A 19,360-nucleotide genomic window follows, 5' to 3' on the forward strand; every position below is an offset into this window, starting at 1 on the left:
GGATCGACAGCAAAGCCGTCAATCCACCCTGAAAACAGGTTAAGACCTGAATTTTATAACTTGAACTTTGCCGTTATCGCATCCGAAGCAGCATTGATCTTGTCGTTGGTAAGATCCCAGAAACCATTCGGAGAGCCCATCAAGCCTAGCAACAATGCGTCAGAAAAAGCAGCGTCCGCACCATTGATCTTGCAGTAACGCAGGGAGTAAATGAAACCAAGTCCTTCGCCGATGGCATGTGCACGGGCTGCGTCCGTTGTTCCGCTTTTCCATTTGCCCAGGTAACCTAGTGCAGCAGAAGCGATTGCTTTTTCCATTTCCGTTCTGATAAATGTTGCCTGCGTGTTCACCTCAGCCTTATCGTTGTTGACAATGGCCGCACGGCCTTTTACGAATGCAGGATGGATTTTAGCATAACTTGCTTTGTTGTATTCCCAAATATATGAACCGATGAAAGACTCATTGGAAGTTCTTGCAGCGTCTGTTGCCCCTGCCAGATAAACCGGGTTAAGCGTTAGCAAGCCGTAGGCATCGTCCCAGTTATGCTCCAAAGCCGTATATTTTTTGCCTGAAACCAGCGCCGAATTGTCAGCCTCCAGACCTTTATCGAGCAGTACATTGCCGATGTAATCCAGCTGTAATGCACCGATCAGGCCTTTCTGGATGATTTGTGCGTGCTCAATTCCTTTTGCATCAACCAGGTAAGTGCCCAATTTGCCGGCAGCACCTTTTGCAGCAGTTGCTTTTACTGATTTGCTGGCGGCTTCCAAGGCAGCAAAACTCGCTTCCAGGTGCGCACGGGCTGCATCAGCTTCGGCAGTAGGTTTTGAGGATGCAGTTACATCTCTCAGCTGTACACCGGAAGCATTCAGGTCGGCGCCTTTAATGTTGATGGTGGAAGTGCTGATATCTGTGAACGGGTTACCTGTATTTGCATACATATTTTTCATCACGGTTGCAGTTACCTGCGTCGTATCGCGTACAGCCGAACCCATGTAATAGTTCAGCGCCTGGAACATCTTAAAGCGCATATTACCCGTCGTCAGATCCGCCGTAGTATCGCCTTTGGCATCAATAAACAGGCTTTTATAAGGTGTAGTAGGTGTTACTTTCGCATAATCGATTTTAGCGCGAAGTTCGGTTCCCGGGTTTGGACTAACCGGCGTTTCTTCATCGTCTGAACAGGAGGACAAGCCCGCGACCAGCATGGACGCAAACAATACATTGCGTAAGTTGAAATGTTGTAGCATTCTTTTCAAATAGTTGTTTTGTCAGGAAATGTGAGAAGCTGCTTATTTAGACTAATCATAAGCGGGGACAAACATATGCATTATTTAGAATCAGAACAAATTACTTTAAAGAGATTATATACTAATTCACTTTTGGCTAAACAAAAAAAAGACACTTACCGCTGATGTCAAGCTGGTTAGCCTGAGATCAGCGGTAAGTGTCTTAATTCAATTTTTAATGTTAACAGCGAATTGTTGCCTGCTTAGCTTCCGCTGTCTTCTTTCTTTTTGCTGTTGAATTTCTTCTCGGCAGTTTTAGCTTTTTCAAAATCCAGCACTACGCCGTTGATACAATAACGAAGTCCGGTAGGAGGCGGGCCATCCTCGAAAACGTGTCCTAAATGCGATTTGCATTTGCCACACATTACCTCTGTGCGACGCATGCCGTGGGAGTTGTCTGCCGCTTCCAGAATCGAGGTTTTGCTGATTGGTTCAAAGAAGCTCGGCCAGCCGCATCCGCTTTCGTATTTGGCATTACTTTTAAAAAGTGCGTTGCCGCAAACGGCGCAATAGAATGTGCCTACCTCTTTGGAATGTTCGTATTCACTGGTAAATGGTCGCTCGGTTCCTTTCAGGCGCGCTACCTCGTAAACTTCCGGCGAAAGGACCTTTTTCCACTCTTCGTTGCTTTTATTAACCGCAACGGAATCTTTCCGGGAATATGCGGGCGTTTTTTTCTGCTCTTTCTGTGCCGGGGAAGACTGTCCGTAACAGCTTTGCAGCATTAATGCGAACACGCCTGCGAGCAGGAATGCGATTGGCTTCTTCATGCTGTTTATCATTTTGATGTTTTCTTAATATACGATATGCCGGCGCAAATAGTTGGATGCGGGACTATTTAAACTAACAATATCGGGCAAGAAAAGATTTAAATAAACGCAGACAGATCCCGCACGCCAAGCTTTCTGGAAGTCGTAAACCCTTCTCCGAACGTCACACCGATCGCGTGACCCATTTCCCGGGCGCGGGCGATCACAAATTCAAGGAAATCAGGGGAGGAAATGTAGCTCTGCGGCTCGTCGCTGTTGTAGGAGGGCACGAAAAACTGGCTCTCGAATGCACGGATCGCTTCCACCTTTTTGTCATGGACATGGGTTATGTCAACGATAAAATCGGGCGTAATGTAGCGGTCTTGCACGGTGTGGAAAACCTGTCTGGGCCGCCATGCTTCCTGCTCATTGCCTTGTTCATCAAATGTCTTCACCATCCGCAAACCGGAGTAAAAGCAACTGTCCGAAACGAGCTGTCCGGCCCGGCTGTGATCTGGATGCCTGTCCGTAACCGCATTGGTAATGACGATATCCGGCTGATACTTACGGATGTATGGGATGATCGCTTTCTGATGTGCTTCATTATTGGCAAAAAATCCATCGGCTAAACCTACATTATCACGTACGGCAATGTTCATGATGGCCGCCGCATTTTTGGCTTCCTGAATCCTGCCTTCGGGCGTCCCGCGCGTGCCGAGCTCGCCGCGTGTGAGGTCTACAATCCCGACTTTTTTTCCCAGTGCAATCTGTGACAGCAATGTTCCGGCACAACAAAGTTCGACATCGTCAGGGTGAGCTGTGATGGCAAGGATATCTAGTTTCATAATATGGATGTTATTTGATGCGAAGTTTCTGCCCGATTCTCAAAGTAGAGCGGGTAGAAATGCGGTTTTTTTTGGCAACGGATGAAATGCTGACACCATACCGACCTGCTATGGATGACAATGTCTCACCTGAGCGCACTTTATGCAAAATAGAGCGGGTGTAAGCTACGGGAGCATCACCAGATGCAAACTCGCTTTTGTTGGATTTGCCCCTTAAATGGCTCCATACATTGCTGGTCAGCAAAAAATGATCAGATTTGATGGCTTTGTTTTCCCAGTCAAAAATGTTTCTGGGATCGAACGGATTTCCTTCGTAGCGGTTTTCGTAATGTAAATGAGATCCCGTACTGCGGCCGGTATTTCCTCCCAAGCCGATCACTTCACCGGCCTTTACGATTTGCCCCGATTCAACAAGTTGTTTGGATAAATGCCCGTAAAGCGTTTCGAGACCGTTATAATGTCTTACAACAACAAAACGCCCGTATCCGCTGCCATCGAAGGCCACAATGCGGACCATTCCGTCATAGGTCGAGCGCACTGTATCGCCCGTTTCCAGGTCCAGATCGCTCCCGTTATGCCATCTTCCCCAGCGGTAGCCGAAGTTGGAAGTGGGCTTGGTTTCGGTCATGGGTGTGGCCCACATTCTGTTTACTGCGGGATCGTATAGTGTAATGTCAACGGGTTCGTCGAATTCCAGCGGGCTGAGTCCGTAGGGGTTAATGGTGCGTGCATCCCAGATTACGTAATATTCAGCGGATTTTACCCATTCATCTGCAACCAGCAGGGAATCAACAACTTCTACCACTTCGGTTTCACCTTCGTCAAGGGTGGTTGTATCCTCACTTACGACGGGGTTGAGCGGTTTTACAGGCTCGAACTGGCTTTGGAATCTGAGATTGGAGGTTTCTACCTGATATTCGTCTTCGGGCTGCGGTGTGCTTATCCTTGTAGGTCCTTCGTTGGCATTGTTTCCGGACTGATTGATTTTGGGATTTCTTTTGAATTTTCCTCGCTCTTGCGCTTGCGTGTTCCAGGAGATCAAACACACGGTCATTAGCAAACTTACAATAAGCTTTACTTTCATAGGTATAAAAAATCAGATCAGACTACATTGCTTGCTAAAACATGACAATGTAGCCTGATTCGAATTAGGGGTTGGGCAAATTATTTATGCTGCTGTTTCCTCAATGATGGTTTCTACTTCCAGTTCCATTAGAAATTTCTCGGCGTCCAACGCGGCCATACAGCCTGTTCCGGCAGCAGTGATGGCCTGTCTGTAAACATTATCCTGCGCATCACCACAAGCAAATACACCTCTAACGTTGGTGCAAGCACTTCCTTTTATAGTCTGAATGTAGCCGGTTTCGTCCATGTTCAGATATCCTTTGAAAATATCCGTATTAGGCTTATGTCCGATCGCTACAAAGAAACCGGTTGCCTGCAATAGTTGCTCTTCGCCCGTTTTATTATTTTTTACCAAAACAGATTCAAGTCCTTCTTCTCCGTTCAGCTTAACCGTTTCTGTATTCCAGAGAATTTCAATGTTTGGCAACATTTCTACACGTTTCTGCATGATCTTGGAAGCACGCATTTCATCGCGGCGAACCAGCAGATACACTTTGCGGGCCAATTTGGCAAGATAACTTGCTTCTTCGGCCGCTGTATCACCAGCGCCCACAACTACCACATCCTGTCCGCGGAAAAAGAAACCATCACAAACCGCACAGGCCGAAACGCCGCGGCCGTTCAGGCGCTCTTCGTCAGGAAGCCCCAGCCATTTGGCAGAAGCACCGGTTGAAACAATCACTGAATCGGCTTCGATCTCGTGCCTGTTGTCAATGGTCACTTTAAGGGGATGTGTTGTAAAATCAACTGCTGTAGCCAATCCGTAACGGATATCTGTTCCGAAGCGTTTGGCTTGTTTTTCGAAATTGACCATCATTTCAGGGCCGGTAATTCCATCCGGATAGCCCGGATAGTTATCAACTTCCGTGGTAATGGTCAGCTGGCCGCCTGGTTGCGCGCCTTGGTAAAGTACAGGATTCAAACCTGCTCTGGATGCATATATAGCGGCAGTATATCCGGCAGGACCGGAGCCAATGATTAAGCAGGATACTTTCTCAGGTGTCATATTATATGGATACTAAATGTTAACGACGAATGTTTACGAACTAAGTTGTACTCGTCTATTACAACATTGGCAGATCGACAAAAGTGCAAAATTTCGATTCTTTATGCAAATTCAATTAGAGGATCCTCCACTCGATTCTGCGGTTCTTCTGGCGGTTTTCCTGGGAGTCATTTGCGGCAACAGGCTGCGTCTCCCCATAACCTTTGAATGTGATCCGGTCGGCAACAATGCCCGACTGTTGCAGATATTGCTGCACGGATTGCGCCCTTCGCCTTGATAATTCCATATTTTCCGTGTCGGAACCTACATCGTCGGTATGACCTGAAATTTCAATTTTTACAGTTTTGTTTTTATTCAAAAAGTCAACCATTTTCCCAAGCTCGACTTTCGATTTTTCATCGAGGCTGTATTCACCTGTTTTGAAAAATATATTATTAAGCACTTCCGCCCGGTCTTTTTCAATGGCCTCCAAAGGAATGTCCAGGTCAACAAAGGATGTGGAATCATTCACTGTAAATGACAGGCTTTTAAAAAGATAACCCTGTTTGGATACATAAAAAGCATATTCCCCTCCGCTGTTGAGCACGGCCAGAAAAGAACCCGTTTTGCTATCCGACGAGAATTCGCCGACTTTTTGTTGTGTTTTCAGATCAAAAAGGTCGATAGCAGAAGCCAGCGGCGTGTTTGTATTTTTATCAAACACTTTTCCCTTCGCATAGCGCGTTGGCACGATCATATCCTTCACCTCTTGCGGCAAATTGAATGTATAAAGCAGCGAGCGGCCTTTTCCTTCCGAACCGTCGTCTGTATAATAAGCTTTCTGCCCGTCTGAAGCGATAAAAAGCCCTACCTGATCGGCTATGGTGTTAATAGGATAACCAATGTTCCTGGATTGCGACCAGACCGTGTCCGTGCGTTGCGAGATAAAAATGTCAAAACCGCCCATGCCCGGAAAGCCGTTTGAGGCATAAAAAAGCGTTCTGCCGTTGGCGTGAATGAATGGTGCATTTTCTTCATCGGGCGTATTAATGTGTGACCCAAGGTTTTTTGGCGACTCCCATCTGCCTTTATCATCAAGTTTGGTAACCCAGATATCACGCTTACCCTGTCCGCCCTTGCGGTCCGAAGCAAAGTACAACAGGTGGCCGTCTGCCGACAAAGATGGCTGCGATTCCCAGTCGCGTGTATTGATTTCCTGACCCAGGTTTAGCGGCGCACTCCAATCCTTGCCTTCTTTGCGTGAAATGTATAGATCGCAGCTTCCGTAACCATCCGGTCGGTTGCAGGCCGTGAAAACCAATGTCCGTCCGTCTGCAGAAACAGTGCAAGTGCCTTCGTTATTGGTTGTGTTAATGGACTTGGAAATTTCCTCCGGCACGTCCCATTTACCATTGATACGATGCGTGGTGTAAATGTTTTCGTCGCGGTTGTCGGTCAGGCCGGTGAAGATCAATGTTTCATCATCCGCCGTCATAACAGGGAAATACTGCGTGTTCAGGAAGTTGACCGTGTCGCCCAGGGACCGTTTCTGAATGCTTAAAGGGTTTTTGATCGCTTCCCGGGCGAACTTGGAAGATGCTATTGATTTTTCGGCAAGCCGGGCCAGGCTCGACTTCGCGGGAAACAATGGCAATGCTCTTTCGTAGTAGACCTGGGCCGAATCATAACGCTGCGCTTCAAAATGATAGCGTCCAAACCATTGAAGCGCTGCCGCCGTCTGCGGCGCGGTTGGTCTCAGCTGAATGGCTTTTGCGTAATATTTTTTGGTAAGATCCGGGTTGCGTTGCAGCTCATAGATCTGCGCAAGCCTCAGGTTCGTGTCGTAACTGTTGGGTTCCTGTTCCAGGACTTTCTCGAAAAGCGCAATGGCATCGGGCAGCTTACGTGCCTGCCAGGCTTGCTGCGCTTTTTCATAGGTTTCCCGGGCTTTCCGGGACAATGTTGCATCCTGTGCGTGCGTGTAATTTGAAATAAACAGACAGGAAAAGAGCAAAAATATAGCGGCACGGTGCATTATGGAATGTTCATATACTTGTGGGTTTGTAACGACATTTTCCATTTGGGATTGCCTTTGATATATTCAATTATCAAAGGCAGCATCACCTCATGCTTACTCCATTCGGGCTGTAAGAGCAGCGTACATTCGTCGGAGACGAGTGCAGCATGTGATTCCGCAAATTCAAAATCACTTTTGTTGTAAATGATCGCTTTAAGCTCGTTGGCGTTTTTATAAATGTCGGGGTGCGGCGTTTTGAATTTTTTGGGAGAAAAACACACCCAATCCCAATGTCCTGTAAACGGATATACGCCGGATGTTTCGATGTTGGTTGTAAAACCTGCGTCCTGCAGCTGGCCCGTCAGCTCGTCGAGGTTATACATTAAAGGTTCACCACCTGTGATTACCGCCAGGCGGCCTGGATATTTCAGTGCGCCGTCTATAATGTTGTTAATGTTATATTTCGGATGCAGGTCCGCATTCCATGATTCTTTCACGTCGCACCAGTGACAGCCTACTTCACAGCCGCCTAGGCGGATAAAGTAAGCAGCCCGACCGCTGTGCTGGCCTTCACCCTGCAAGGTGTAAAAGGCCTCCATAACCGGGAGCTGGTGGGTAACGATAGGCAATGTTTCAGTCAGCACAATTCAAAAAAAGGTAGATGTTCAAAAAAATATAACAACCGATCCGGTCGAAAAATGCCCGAAGGTACGAAATTCAAAGTGCTAATAGTCTATCAAACCAGATCAATTAGTCGCATATTTGCAGTATGAATGCAATGCCAATCCACCAGCAAGAAGTTATTTGTGCGCTCGCAACTCCCTCAGGAGTAGGCGCTATTGCCGTGATCCGTGTCTCCGGGCTTGGGTCCATTTCCATGGTAAAATCCATTTTTAAAGGTAAAAATCTGGAAGAAGCCGAAACCCACACCGTACATTTCGGAACAATTCAGTCAGCCGGGGAAATCATCGACGAAGTGCTGGTAACGGTTTTCAAAACGCCCAGATCTTTTACCAAAGAGGATTCGATAGAAATTTCCTGCCACGGATCCGACTACATTATCAGGCAGATATTAAAGCTGCTCATTAAAAAAGGGGCAAGAATTGCCAAGCCCGGCGAGTTCACACAGCGCGCATTCCTTAACGGCCAGTTTGACCTCGTTCAGGCTGAAGCCGTAGCCGACCTCATCGCAGCAGATTCGCAAGCCAGCCATAGAACCGCATTAAACCAGCTAAGGGGTGGTTTTTCCAAAAAACTTACCGCATTACGCACCGAACTCATCCACTTCGCATCCCTCATCGAGCTTGAACTGGATTTTGGCGAAGAAGACGTTGAATTCGCCGAACGCGAGGATTTACGCAGATTAATCAATGCATTGCTGGAAGCCATCTCCCCGCTGATTGAGTCGTTCGATTTCGGTAATGCATTGAAAGAAGGCGTCCCGGTCGCCATTATCGGCTCGCCCAATGTTGGAAAATCCACCTTATTGAATGCGCTGCTAAACGAAGAAAAAGCCATCGTCACCAGCATTGCAGGCACAACCCGCGACGTTATCGAAGACACCATCGTCCTGGAAGGCCTGAAATTCCGCTTCATCGACACCGCCGGCATCCGGGAAACGACGGATCTTGTGGAATCCATCGGCATTGAAAGATCGAAAGCGGCGATGGAAAAGGCGGATATCGTCATTTTCCTTTTCGACAGTTTGGAAACCTTGCAGGAAAATCAGCAGTTGGGAGCATTGCTGCCCGCTGGAAAACAGGTTTTATATGTATTGAATAAGATCGACATTGGACAAATAGCAGCTGAAAATCTAAGCCCGCTGCAAGACAACATTATTCCCATTTCCGCAAAATCGCAAACCGGATTATCTCAGCTGACCAATAAGCTGGTTTCGATGGTTTATGGTCAATCGGCAAGCGACACGGTCGTGACCAACCTCAGACATTACGAGCATTTAGTGAAGACACACGACGCTTTGAAGGATGTTTTGAATGGGTTGGAGACGGGGGTTACTGGGGATTTTCTGGCGCAGGATATTCGGTTGTCGCTTTTTCATCTTGGGGAGATTACCGGGACTATTGTTACGGATGACCTATTAGAAAATATATTTTCCCGGTTCTGTATCGGGAAGTAAGCGGGCTAAATAAAGTAAGCAATCTTCTATCAAACAACAAGATATGGACGAGCAGGATATTCGTTGGAAACAGCGGTTTGAAAATTATAAAAAAGCACTTGCGAAATTAGGTGAAGCTGTTCATCTGGATACGCAACGTGCGTTAAGTGAACTTGAAAGGCAAGGCGTTATACAGGCGTTTGAATTTACGCATGAATTGGCCTGGAAGGTGATGCAGGATTTTTTTATTTATCAGGGCAACTCGGAGATAAAAGGTTCGAGGGATGCAATACGCCAGGCATTTAGTGTTGATCTGATCACGGACGGCGATAACTGGATGGAAATGATTAAGAATAGAAATCTTACCAGCCATACTTATAACGAAGAAATTTCTGAACGGATTTATAAGAATATCGTCCGTGATTTTTACCCACTCTTTATCGCATTTCAAGAAAAGATGGAATCCATACTAGCCAAAAAAGAATAATGTACGGCCTCTCAGAAAAAACAATTATCGCAGTTCAAAATGTTTTCCGAAAGTATCCGAACGTAGAAAAAGTAATCCTCTACGGATCGCGCGCAAAAGGAAACTTCCGCAACGGCTCCGACATTGATTTAGTGCTAGTAGGAGACAAACTCACTTTGTCAGATCAATTCAGAATTGAAACAGAACTGGATGATTTATTGCTTCCTTATATGATAGATTTGGCACTTTATCATCAAATTGAAAATGAGGATCTTGTTGGTCACATTGATCGAATAGGGATGGTTTTTTTTGAAAATGTGAGGGTCAATGGAGCGTAAATTCGGGCATTAGGAGAAGAGAAGAGCCTTGTAATTTGTTCGAGTTTGTCTCAAATTTTTCAAGGAGACTCGTGTCAAGCTCTCATACTCTTATACTTACAATTTAACCCGATACAACACTAATCGCCGGATGGCTAGCAAATACATCCATGACCAGATCAAAATAAGTCTTTCCTTCCGAGCTTTCCAGCGCTTTTAATTTTTCTGAAAATAGCGCTTTGTTGAAAGGTGAGCCAGGGCGTAATTTTTCCAGGTAATACCGCCTGGTTTCTTCATAACCCAGCGAAAGCCGACTAATTTCCATATCCAGCCAGGTGATCTCTAATGCTGTGGCGCCCTTGGCAGCTCCAAATCCTCCGTATAAAAGATCGTCCAGGGCATCCAGGCTTTCTGCAATTTGCCATTCTTCGTCGGCCATAAAAAGCCGGTTGATCTCCCTGTAAAACGACGCAATCCCATGAATTGAGCTGCCCTGAATTGTTAATTGCATTTTTATCCGTTATTGATATGGTAAGACGAAAATTGCAAATTTGTAGCGTATGACACACTTCACAATGTGCTGCGACTATATTTTGTTATGAGAACGATAAGCATCACCGCATTGACCATATCTGGTTCAATAATTTGTTAACAAAAACCGGCAGCAAGGACGCTGCTTGTCCTTTCCACTTTCCAAATGAGCAAGTACATTTCAACAATCGGACTTTTGGTCCTTTCTAATGTCTTCATGACACTGGCCTGGTATGGGCACCTCAAATTCTTCAATAAGGACGGTGGTCATAGAGGAGGTGATTACCCTGATCGTTTTTATGATATTCTCGGTAACATTTTTTAAAAATACGCAATTAACCTACAATCACTTGATCGGCTTCGCATTATTGGGAGCGGTTTATTTTATTTTTAAGGCTTGCGGGGTTCCCATAGAATTGCTTAAACAGAAGCGTTTTGGAGGTTAAGCCACGTAGGAATTTGTGCCAACATTGAAACTTATTTTGTTTACCGATCGTTCGGTATAATAAAGAGTAGATAATGGCACATTCAAAAGTTAAGGCTGATATTGTTGTTGAAAAGCTGATGCAAGTATTCCGGTCAATAGGCTTTGATGGGGCGAGCTTGACCGAGTTGGCTTCTGCAACGGGCCTGAAAAAGGCAAGCTTGTATCATCGGTTTCCGGATGGCAAGGTAGGGATGGCAAATGCTGTGCTTGATTATGGGTCCGAGTGGACGGATGAACATATATTCAGCGTCCTGCACGCATCCGAACCGGCCACGGAACGCCTGGATGCTGTGCTGGATGCTATTTCCCGTCTTTATAATGGTGGTCAGTCAGCGTGCATTCTCCGGGCGATGTCACAGGGAACCGCCGTGGATATTTTTAAAGATCGGGTTGCTGATATGATGCAGCAGTGGATAGATGCATTTGAGCACCTTGCGTCGGACTTGGGCCATGACTCCAGTGCTGCTGAAAAGCTAGGCAAGTCTGCCCTCATTAAAATACAGGGCTCGCTCATTGTAGCTCAGACCTTACAGAAACCGGTATATTTCCAGGAAGCACTTAATGACATTAGAAGAGATTTTATTAGATAGCGTTATAGCCGACAAGTTAGACTGCCATTTGATAACCCTTCTTTCGGTAATATCGTCAGCAGTTTTGAAATAAAATTACTTAAACTTTTACTACAATGGAAACAACAGATGTCTTTGAATATACCCCATTCGTGAATGAAGAATGTGGCGATACGATGTGGAATGAAGAAAATTTGAACCCACCAAAAAGCAGTGCTAAAAAGGATGTTTCTGTGGAAAATATAAAAACAGAAAACAAGCACATTCATGAGCCCTCTGAGGATAAATCCATTGATTGATTTTGATAGGATTGGGATTAAATTAAAACAAATCAGACATGGCAAGAAACTATGCATCAGTGGCTTTCACTCCGGAAGTGAAAGCCCTGCAGGAACGCTACGGAAGCCGTCAGGCTTATGCGCACATGGAACAAAAAGCGACCGGAACCCGGCTTGCCGACAGCGAGAGCAACTTTATTCAGGAAAGGGACAGTTTTTACATAGCGAGCATTGGCGAAAATGGGTTTCCTTACATCCAGCACCGTGGAGGCACGAAAGGATTTCTTCACACAATCGATCCGCAAACACTTGCGTATGCCGACTTACGTGGCAACAGGCAGTTCATTACAGTAGGCAATGCGGCCACTAATCCCAAAGTTTCCCTGATATTAATGGATTACGCGCGGCGGGCGCGATTGAAGGTATATGCCGAAGTCGAAATCGTAGCAATTAACGACCGCCAGGATCTGGCCGACCTGGTTATTCCGGAAGGCTATGAAAACATTGCCGAACGGATTGTGCTGCTGCATATCATCGCGTTTGATTGGAACTGTCCAAAGTATATCACGCCCCGTTATGCTATGGAAGAAATTAATCAGATGGTGGCGCCGATGCAGGAACGTATAAATGAACTGGAATCGGAAGTCCTGCGGCTGAAAAAGCAAAATGACCTATTTACCGCAAACTCACCACACTAGAACCGGCATGGAAGCGCCACGGCGGTGCCGCCCACTATCATATATCTACTGAATGTTTGTTAAAGATTTCGCAGATGTAGCGAATGATGCGTGTAGAGTCTATTTAATGTTCATTTCTTATTGGAACCAGCTTTGACATATTCCTCCATCAAAGATTTCATTGAGCGCTTAGAAGTCCGGGGACTGTTGGTGACAGTCCTTTTTTGTTGCTTCGTCGACATTTCAATGCTTTCTGTCGACGGTTAGAACAAAAAGGCCATTGCCTGGATTATCATCCCAAATGGTTCATAATCACGATAGCAAAATGCCGGGCAAAACGATCATTAGCAGCGACTGGTACGCTGACGAACAGCTTATTATCACACAAATCAGCGGTGATATAGACAAACAGGAAGTCATACACTGGGAGCAAACCTTACATGCGGCGCTGGATCGGGTGGGGGACTCGAGCCTTTTCAAGATCTTCATAAACCTGCATGGCTTTAATGCGGTGGACGTGGATGTGCACAAACATTTCCGCAACATTGTTCCACTTACGCTCGCCCGCTATGGCTGGAAAGTCGGCTACGTGGCAATGTTTCCGGATGAAGCTGAAAAGATAGTCATCACCAGGAACAGGAATATCCAATGCGTCGCAGCAGCACATTGCCACCATGATGCGACAAAAATGGAGAAATACGAATTGTTGTTCAGCAGTAATAGCGAGCACTTCTTCACTGACGTTGCAGTCGCAAATGCATGGATAAGAGGCTTTAATACACCTTCATAGAATCACTTTTTCCCAGCCCCTCTAATCCAACCCATACAATAGCCGCTCGCTTCTTAATTTTTCTTGCAGTTCTGCGATGGCTTGCTTTTTACTTTGCTTGATCCGGTCGAGTAATGGTTTCGGGCCGCCGTTGGGGTTGTGACGAGATCCCCAGGCGAGGAATTCTACCATAATCGGCACGAGCTCGATTCCTTTGTCGGTGATCAGGTAAAGGAATTTGGACGCGTTTTTGGGTGATGTTACTTTGGAAACTATTCCTTCTTCCAATAGCAGATTCAACTTTTCGGTAAGTACGGCCGAAGATATTTTCTCGGCCGATGCCCGGAATTCCAGGAAAGAATTTTTGCCGTTGAACATAATGTCCCTCAGGATTAAGAGCATCCATTTATCACCAAAGATTTCCACCGAATAATTGATGGGGCAGCTTGATCTTCTCTCTGTGCTTTTCATAATACTATCATCAAAAGTAGTTTGTTTTTAAAACTACTTTTATCTAAATTTGTAGTTCGTAAAACAGACTACAAATTTAGCAAAATTTAATTATGGACTTCACAAGTAAAAACGTCATTATCACCGGCGGAACAACAGGAATCGGACTGGCAACAGCAAAAGCATTCATCAGCGCAGGTGCAAACGTGTGGATCACGGGAAGAAGTGCCGGTAATCTGCAAAGAGCCAGCGCAGAAATACAGAGCCCCAAACTGACCACGGTTGTAGCGGATACATCGAATCTCGACGGCATTTCGGTTTTGGAACGAACATTCGCAGAGAACGGCGGCAAGCTGGATGTCCTCTTCCTGAATGCTGGAATCGGAACATTTGAGCCGATTGCAGAGGTCAGCGAAGCAAACTTTGATGCACAGTTCAACACGAATGTGAAAGGGCATTTTTTTACATTGCAAAAATTACTTCCCCATCTGGCGGATGGAGCGTCGGTATTGTTCACGTCTTCGTCGGCCGCATCTGCTGCGAATATTGGAAGCAGTGTATATGCAGCCACCAAAGGCGCGCTCAATAAAATCGCTCAAACTGCGGCTAATGAGCTGGCAGGACGGAAAATACGTGTAAACATCGTTAGTCCGGGACCTATTGCAACCCCGGGGTTAACCAGCGTAGTGCCGGAAGAAGCACAGGGTTTTCTGGCTGGTGCTACCGCATTGCAAAGACTCGGCACGCCCGATGAGATCGCCCGCACGGTGCTGTTTCTGGCATCTGATGCAGCAAGTTTCATTACCGGAACAGAAATCACGGTGGATGGCGGTTATCATAGCTATGCATTGAAATAATTCAGCTATATCTTTCATTATGAGTTAAAAAAGCGGCTTGTCGCCGCTTTTTTAAGTTCCTGCCAACTTTCTCATCATTCAGTGATCCAAAGACAAATGCCAAGTTTATTTTTAATTAGTATAAATAATTTTACTTTTGCGAAAATTAAACGTTCGCTTGATGAAAGTAAGATTACACGCCATACTATTCTTTTTCGCATCTATTTGTTCCTTCCAGCATGCTTACGCCCAATCTGATTCGGGAGTGATCCGGGGGACAGTGATGGATAATAATAACCAGCCTATTCCGTTCGCTTCTGTCGTTGTGAAAGGGACTAACATAGGCACCACTGCAAACGGTGACGGAAGTTACCGGCTTGGTAATTTGCCCAAAGGAAACGTTTCGATCAGAGCTTCTTTTATCGGATATACGATTCAGGATAAAGATATTACACTTGACTCGGGCTCGGATCAAAGCCTCGATTTTGAGCTAAAAGAAAGTTCTTCCCAGCTTGATGAAGTCATTGTATCCGCAGGACGCCGGGTAGAATCGCTCGCGGAAACGCCGTCATCTGTAACGGTCGTGAACGCAAAGGAGATCGGAGCACTTTCTACCATAAGCCCCAACATTGCCAACATTCTGGCATTTTCGGTTCCCGGTTTAGGAGCTTCTACAAATCAAACTGGTAACTCGGGACAAACATTGCGCGGTCGTAACCTGCTGGTGCTTATTGACGGCATACCGCAATCGACTCCTCTCAGGGCCGGAGGGAGGGATATCCGCTCCATTGACCCTTCGGTGATCGAGCGGGTAGAGGTGATTAAAGGTGCTACGGCAATTTACGGAAACGGTGCTGATGGCGGACTGATGAACTACATTACAAAAACCCCAAAAACGGACCGGAAAATCGGCGGATACAGCCAGTTGAGCCTTACCGGAAACACCCGTGGAGACAGCACGCTGGGATTCCGTGCTTCACAGCAACTGTACGGGCGTGTGGCCAAGTTCGATTACGTCATAAGCGGAATGTACGAAAAAACCGGCGTTTACCGGGATCCGAAAGGGTTGGTGATATCTCCTGACTACGGACTGGGCGAAACCAAAATATACAATGCATTCGCGAAGGTTGGTTACAATTTCAATGCTTCCCAGCGCATTGAGGCAATGTATAATTATTACAGCTCCAATCAGCATTCGGCTTATGTTGCCAAAGCCGGTGTTTACGGAGAGTCTCCTGCGATCGGCGTGTGGGGAATGCGGAAAGGAATTGACGAGGGAACCCGTTACAACCACAATGCCAATATTCAGTATACCAATAAAAATATTATTGGCCGGACTTCTCTGACTGCCAATGTGTATTTGCAGGATTTCTGGACGGTTTATTCCAATTCAGAATCATTTTTTGGCAGCGGTCAATCTGCCATCATTTCCACCAAGAAAGGTTTCAGGCTTAACCTGAACACACCCTTCACCATTTCGTCCAGACTGTCGGGAGACGTCACTTACGGTGTGGATATATTGAATGATAAAACTGAGCAAAACCTGGTTGACGGCCGCTCCTGGGTGCCGCGCATCAATATGAACAACCTGGCGCCCTACGCCCAGCTTACGACGCAATGGTTTGATTACCTGAACCTGAAAACGGGCTTGCGTGCTGAAAATATCAAAATGGACATTGCCGATTACGCCACGCTGGCCACGGGTCCTAATGGCGCAGGAAGCACTAATGTAACAGGCGGAAAGCTGGATTACAATGCGTTTGTATTCAATGCAGGGCTTCGGTATTCAAAGGATAAGCGCTTCAACCCATTCGTCAGCTATTCACAATCGTTCTCGATTTTTGATCTGGGCAGGATATTAAGGGCTGCGAACGAAAATACCGTGGCTGGTCTGCAAACGGAGCCGATCATTGTGAACAATTATGAAGTCGGTTTCAGCAGTGCATTGGGGCCATTGAATGTGTCGGCTGCCTATTATTACAGCACATCGAAACTGGGTTCCAATTTATTGCTGGTTGATGGTAAATACGTAGCGGAGCGATTGCCAGAGCGCGTTTGGGGTTACGAATTCCAGGTGGATTATCAGGTAACCAACAACTTCGTTCTGGGAGGCAACTATGCTTTCGTGGAGGGTAAAGGGGATAAGGACGGCGACGGCAATTTCAACGGCCCGACCGATAAATATCTGAACTCAAACCGCATTACGCCCGTGAAAATCGCGGCTTACGCCAGGTACAACAAAGCCCGTTTCAATGCAGATCTGAACTGGTTGTATGTAGGTAAGCGGGACCGGTTTGCTCCCAACGAAAAAGGCGTTTATCCAATCGGCGAGGGGCCTATCGAATCTTATAATACATTTAATTTGTCTTTGGGATACAAAATTACGGAAAACCTGAAAGCTGATTTGGGTATTGAAAACTTGCTTAATTCCGTTTATTACCCGGCTATTGCCCAGTTTTACGGCACAGCCATTGATTACCGGCGAGGAAACGGACGCAGATTTAACCTTACAATAGGATACCGGTTTTAGCGAATATGAAATTTAAAAAAGTGGTCAGCTTTTTACACCTTTGGCTCGGACTTGTGTCCGGGCTTTTTGTGTTTTTGATTGCTGTCAGCGGCTGCCTCTATGTTTTTGTCGATGAGCTCAAACCCATCGTTTACCGTGAGCGTCTTTTCGTCACCCCGGAAAATAAGGAAAAGCTCCCTTTGACCCAACTGCTGAGCATTGCCCAAAATACACTCGGGCAGGACAAAATCATCACGAGGATCGAAATGGCCAATGCGCCGGACCGGTCGGTAACATTCCGGTCACAAAAGAACAACCCCGAAGGATTGACGCACTGGGACTATTTCGAATATTATTACCGGGTATATATCAACCCTTATTCAGGGAAAGTCATTTACGTGGAAGACTCAAAAAACGAATTTTTTCAGCTCGTACTGGCATTGCACATGCGAATGCTATTTGGTGAAAAAGTAGGGCATTACGTGGTCGGATATTCGGTGCTGAGCTTTTTAATTATATTGATTTCCGGCTTTATTCTCTGGTTTCCCAAGAAATGGACAGCCAAAAGCATTAAGAACCATTTCACTGTCAAATGGAGCGCAAAATGGAAAAGACTCAACTATGACCTCCACCAGATCCTTGGACTCTATGCGTTTTTAATTCTGTTACTAACATCCCTGACGGGCCTCGTCTGGGCATTTGACTGGATGCAGGATTCTGTACGTTTTGTAGCGAATGGCGGGAAAAATATAGAAAAACCCGCCCTTCTGGTTTCGGACACATTGCAACCACAAGCTGTTTCCGGGTTGGATAAAGCATTCACAGTAACCGCCGCTGGCTACCCGGATGCATACGCGTATTTGGTATTATTACCTGCCAAAGCCACGTCCACAATTAATACATTGGTTTACAAGAAAGACTGGAATCGCTTCGACCGCCTGCTGATCGTATACGACCGTTATTCCGGCAAAATGCTTTCCAACACCTCCTTTCAGGATCTGAACAACGGCGACAAGGCCTATCAGCTCAATTTTGACTTGCATACCGGCGCATACATGGGTTTATTCGGTAAAATCCTATCATTCTTCGCCGCCCTGGCCTGCTCCACATTACCCGTCACCGGCTTTTACATTTGGTGGAACAAGAAGAAAAAGAAGAAGTCACCACCGCAAGTTCAATTGGCGGATCGGTTGAATCGGGTGTAGAAGGCCCATCAGCCTACTTTCCGGGCGGTCAGCCTGTATTGTTCGGGGCTTTGGCCCATGTTTTTTTTGAATACCCTTGAAAAATAGAAGGGGTCGTCGTAGCCGAGGTGCAGGGCGATTTCTTTGATCTTTGCTTCATTGGCATAGATCAGCTGACAGGCTTTCTGCATTTTCAAATGAATAAAATAATCCACCGGCGCCATGCCCGTGCCCTTGCGAAAGAGCATTGAAAAATGTGAGCAGGAGAGCTGGTGCTTGTTTGCCATATCTTCAACCGACAGTTTCTTGTCCAGATGCAGGCGCATATGGGTGATCGTGTCCGTAATCATGTCGCCCTTTTCGGTATGCTCGGCAGCGAGGTGTTTTTCGGGAAAAAGGAACATGGCCATAAAATATTGCAGGCACATGGTGGCATTGGCCAAGTTTTCCAGGCTGTAACCCATTTCCAGGCTCTGATAGATCCGGTGCCAGGTGTCGGGCACTTTTTCATTGAAGATCAGGTTGACAGGCCCTTTTTGAGGCAGGATCTGCAAGGTTTCGTTAAAATGATCAATGGCGCTGCCGGTAAAATGTATCCAGTAAATCGTCCACGGGTCCTCGTGATCGGCCCAGTAACGTATATATTGATCGGTCGCCGGCAGCATGATGTATTGATTGGCCGTGACCTCAAATTTCTTATCGGCGATCACATAATGTCCCTTTCCCTGAATGCAGTAGATCAGGATATTATCCTCGCAGCCTTTCCGCCGCTCACGGTAATGAAAAAGGGCTTTGGGAAAATAACCGATATGCGTAATGTACAGGTGAAAAAGGGCAGGGTTCTTGTGGACCACATCGCGCAGAATTCCCGGTGGCAGGCTGATCAGCTTTTCCCCGTCAAATCCATCCCGCCTTCTGAAACTGCTGCTCATAACTTCTGTTGATTTGTAATCGTATTTTCCATTATACATTTAGACAAAGTGCGATAATAGGCAAATTTATATCAGAATTAAAAATAAATCCGGATTAGATTGTAATTAACAATGGCTAGCAAAATTCCATGATCGTAGAATTGTCCATGAAAATAAACGGATGCTCTATATGTAACACCTGAATGGTCCACTACTTTTGGCACATCAAACGGCGACCGAAATGCGCTGC

At 46.1% G+C, this 19,360-nt stretch carries 20 protein-coding genes and 1 pseudogene; 11 read left to right on the top strand and 10 right to left on the bottom strand.

Annotated elements, in window-relative coordinates; translation table 11 throughout:
• Positions 1-53 precede the first annotated feature (53 nt).
• The 7 genes from G395_RS0108850 to G395_RS0108880 all read right to left on the bottom strand — a co-directional run bounded on the left by G395_RS0108850 (position 54) and on the right by G395_RS0108880 (position 7,609).
• The gene (locus G395_RS0108850; protein WP_026629723.1) at positions 54-1,250 is read right to left on the bottom strand and encodes a DUF4856 domain-containing protein; all 1,197 of its coding nucleotides are present in this window, start codon (positions 1,248-1,250) and stop codon (positions 54-56) included.
• A gap of 242 nt (positions 1,251-1,492) precedes the next feature.
• A complete protein-coding gene (gene msrB / locus G395_RS0108855) occupies positions 1,493-2,059 on the bottom strand; it encodes a peptide-methionine (R)-S-oxide reductase MsrB (protein ID WP_026629724.1) in 567 nt (188 codons plus the stop codon).
• A 98-nt stretch (positions 2,060-2,157) separates the two neighbouring features.
• Complete coding sequence (gene bshB1 / locus G395_RS0108860; RefSeq protein WP_026629725.1) at positions 2,158-2,883, bottom strand: bacillithiol biosynthesis deacetylase BshB1; 726 nt, start codon at positions 2,881-2,883, stop codon at positions 2,158-2,160.
• Between the two features lie 10 nt (positions 2,884-2,893).
• Complete coding sequence (locus G395_RS0108865; RefSeq protein ID WP_026629726.1) at positions 2,894-3,967, bottom strand: M23 family metallopeptidase; 1,074 nt, start codon at positions 3,965-3,967, stop codon at positions 2,894-2,896.
• Positions 3,968-4,051: 84 nt separating this feature from the next.
• Positions 4,052-5,014, bottom strand: a complete 963-nt coding sequence (trxB, locus tag G395_RS0108870) for a thioredoxin-disulfide reductase (protein WP_026629727.1) — start codon at positions 5,012-5,014, stop codon at positions 4,052-4,054.
• Between the two features lie 115 nt (positions 5,015-5,129).
• The gene (locus G395_RS0108875; RefSeq protein WP_229204089.1) at positions 5,130-7,073 is read right to left on the bottom strand and encodes an OmpA family protein; all 1,944 of its coding nucleotides are present in this window, start codon (positions 7,071-7,073) and stop codon (positions 5,130-5,132) included.
• Complete coding sequence (locus G395_RS0108880) at positions 7,028-7,609, bottom strand: 7-carboxy-7-deazaguanine synthase QueE (RefSeq protein WP_157486668.1); 582 nt, start codon at positions 7,607-7,609, stop codon at positions 7,028-7,030. Before G395_RS0108880 ends, G395_RS0108875 begins: the two co-directional genes overlap by 46 nt.
• Positions 7,610-7,779: 170 nt before the next feature.
• Between G395_RS0108880 and mnmE the strand changes: the two genes are divergently transcribed.
• Genes mnmE through G395_RS0108895 form a run of 3 tightly spaced genes read left to right on the top strand, consistent with a single transcriptional unit; the run spans position 7,780 to position 9,930 of the window.
• Positions 7,780-9,147, top strand: coding sequence for a tRNA uridine-5-carboxymethylaminomethyl(34) synthesis GTPase MnmE (gene mnmE, locus G395_RS0108885; protein WP_084439511.1), 1,368 nt, complete (start codon positions 7,780-7,782; stop codon positions 9,145-9,147).
• Positions 9,148-9,190: 43 nt separating this feature from the next.
• Positions 9,191-9,613, top strand: coding sequence for a nucleotidyltransferase substrate binding protein (locus G395_RS0108890; RefSeq protein WP_026629731.1), 423 nt, complete (start codon positions 9,191-9,193; stop codon positions 9,611-9,613).
• On the top strand, positions 9,613-9,930 hold the full coding sequence (locus G395_RS0108895; protein WP_026629732.1) for a nucleotidyltransferase domain-containing protein: 318 nt from the start codon (positions 9,613-9,615) through the stop codon (positions 9,928-9,930). Before G395_RS0108890 ends, G395_RS0108895 begins: the two co-directional genes overlap by 1 nt.
• 103 nt (positions 9,931-10,033) lie before the next feature.
• Here G395_RS0108895 and G395_RS0108900 read toward each other — a convergent pair whose 3' ends face one another.
• On the bottom strand, positions 10,034-10,420 hold the full coding sequence (locus G395_RS0108900; RefSeq protein WP_035360804.1) for a barstar family protein: 387 nt from the start codon (positions 10,418-10,420) through the stop codon (positions 10,034-10,036).
• A gap of 186 nt (positions 10,421-10,606) precedes the next feature.
• Between G395_RS0108900 and G395_RS28970 the strand changes: the two are divergent.
• The 5 genes and pseudogenes from G395_RS28970 (at position 10,607) to G395_RS0108925 (ending at position 13,241) form a co-directional block, all read left to right on the top strand.
• Positions 10,607-10,886: pseudogene (locus G395_RS28970) on the top strand (DMT family protein).
• A 73-nt stretch (positions 10,887-10,959) separates the two neighbouring features.
• Positions 10,960-11,517: a TetR/AcrR family transcriptional regulator gene (locus tag G395_RS0108910; RefSeq protein WP_026629734.1), complete on the top strand. Its 558-nt coding sequence runs from the start codon at positions 10,960-10,962 to the stop codon at positions 11,515-11,517.
• Positions 11,518-11,612: 95 nt separating this feature from the next.
• Entirely contained in the window at positions 11,613-11,795 is a 183-nt protein-coding gene (locus G395_RS0108915; RefSeq protein ID WP_026629735.1) for a hypothetical protein, read from the top strand.
• A 38-nt stretch (positions 11,796-11,833) separates the two neighbouring features.
• Positions 11,834-12,472 carry a pyridoxamine 5'-phosphate oxidase family protein gene (locus G395_RS0108920; RefSeq protein ID WP_026629736.1) on the top strand — a complete coding sequence of 213 codons (639 nt, stop codon included), beginning with the start codon at positions 11,834-11,836 and terminating at the stop codon, positions 12,470-12,472.
• 280 nt (positions 12,473-12,752) lie between these two features.
• Positions 12,753-13,241 carry a hypothetical protein gene (locus G395_RS0108925; protein WP_051350077.1) on the top strand — a complete coding sequence of 163 codons (489 nt, stop codon included), beginning with the start codon at positions 12,753-12,755 and terminating at the stop codon, positions 13,239-13,241.
• Between the two features lie 21 nt (positions 13,242-13,262).
• On the opposite strand, the gene G395_RS0108930 is transcribed toward G395_RS0108925, so the two are convergent.
• Complete coding sequence (locus G395_RS0108930) at positions 13,263-13,691, bottom strand: winged helix-turn-helix transcriptional regulator (RefSeq protein ID WP_026629738.1); 429 nt, start codon at positions 13,689-13,691, stop codon at positions 13,263-13,265.
• Positions 13,692-13,783: 92 nt separating this feature from the next.
• Between G395_RS0108930 and G395_RS0108935 the strand changes: the two genes are divergently transcribed.
• The 3 genes from G395_RS0108935 to G395_RS28975 all read left to right on the top strand — a co-directional run bounded on the left by G395_RS0108935 (position 13,784) and on the right by G395_RS28975 (position 18,220).
• Positions 13,784-14,527 carry an SDR family oxidoreductase gene (locus tag G395_RS0108935; protein ID WP_026629739.1) on the top strand — a complete coding sequence of 248 codons (744 nt, stop codon included), beginning with the start codon at positions 13,784-13,786 and terminating at the stop codon, positions 14,525-14,527.
• A 160-nt stretch (positions 14,528-14,687) separates the two neighbouring features.
• A complete protein-coding gene (locus tag G395_RS0108940; protein ID WP_026629740.1) occupies positions 14,688-17,036 on the top strand; it encodes a TonB-dependent receptor in 2,349 nt (782 codons plus the stop codon).
• 5 nt (positions 17,037-17,041) lie between these two features.
• Positions 17,042-18,220 (top strand): PepSY-associated TM helix domain-containing protein, encoded by a 1,179-nt coding sequence (locus G395_RS28975; protein WP_051350078.1) that lies wholly within the window; start codon positions 17,042-17,044, stop codon positions 18,218-18,220.
• Positions 18,221-18,228: 8 nt separating this feature from the next.
• On the opposite strand, the gene G395_RS0108950 is transcribed toward G395_RS28975, so the two are convergent.
• A complete protein-coding gene (locus G395_RS0108950; RefSeq protein WP_026629741.1) occupies positions 18,229-19,131 on the bottom strand; it encodes an AraC family transcriptional regulator in 903 nt (300 codons plus the stop codon).
• Positions 19,132-19,360 lie beyond the last annotated feature (229 nt).

It is taken from the genome of Dyadobacter alkalitolerans DSM 23607 (assembly GCF_000428845.1).
Taxonomy (GTDB): Bacteria; Bacteroidota; Bacteroidia; order Cytophagales; family Spirosomataceae; genus Dyadobacter; species Dyadobacter alkalitolerans.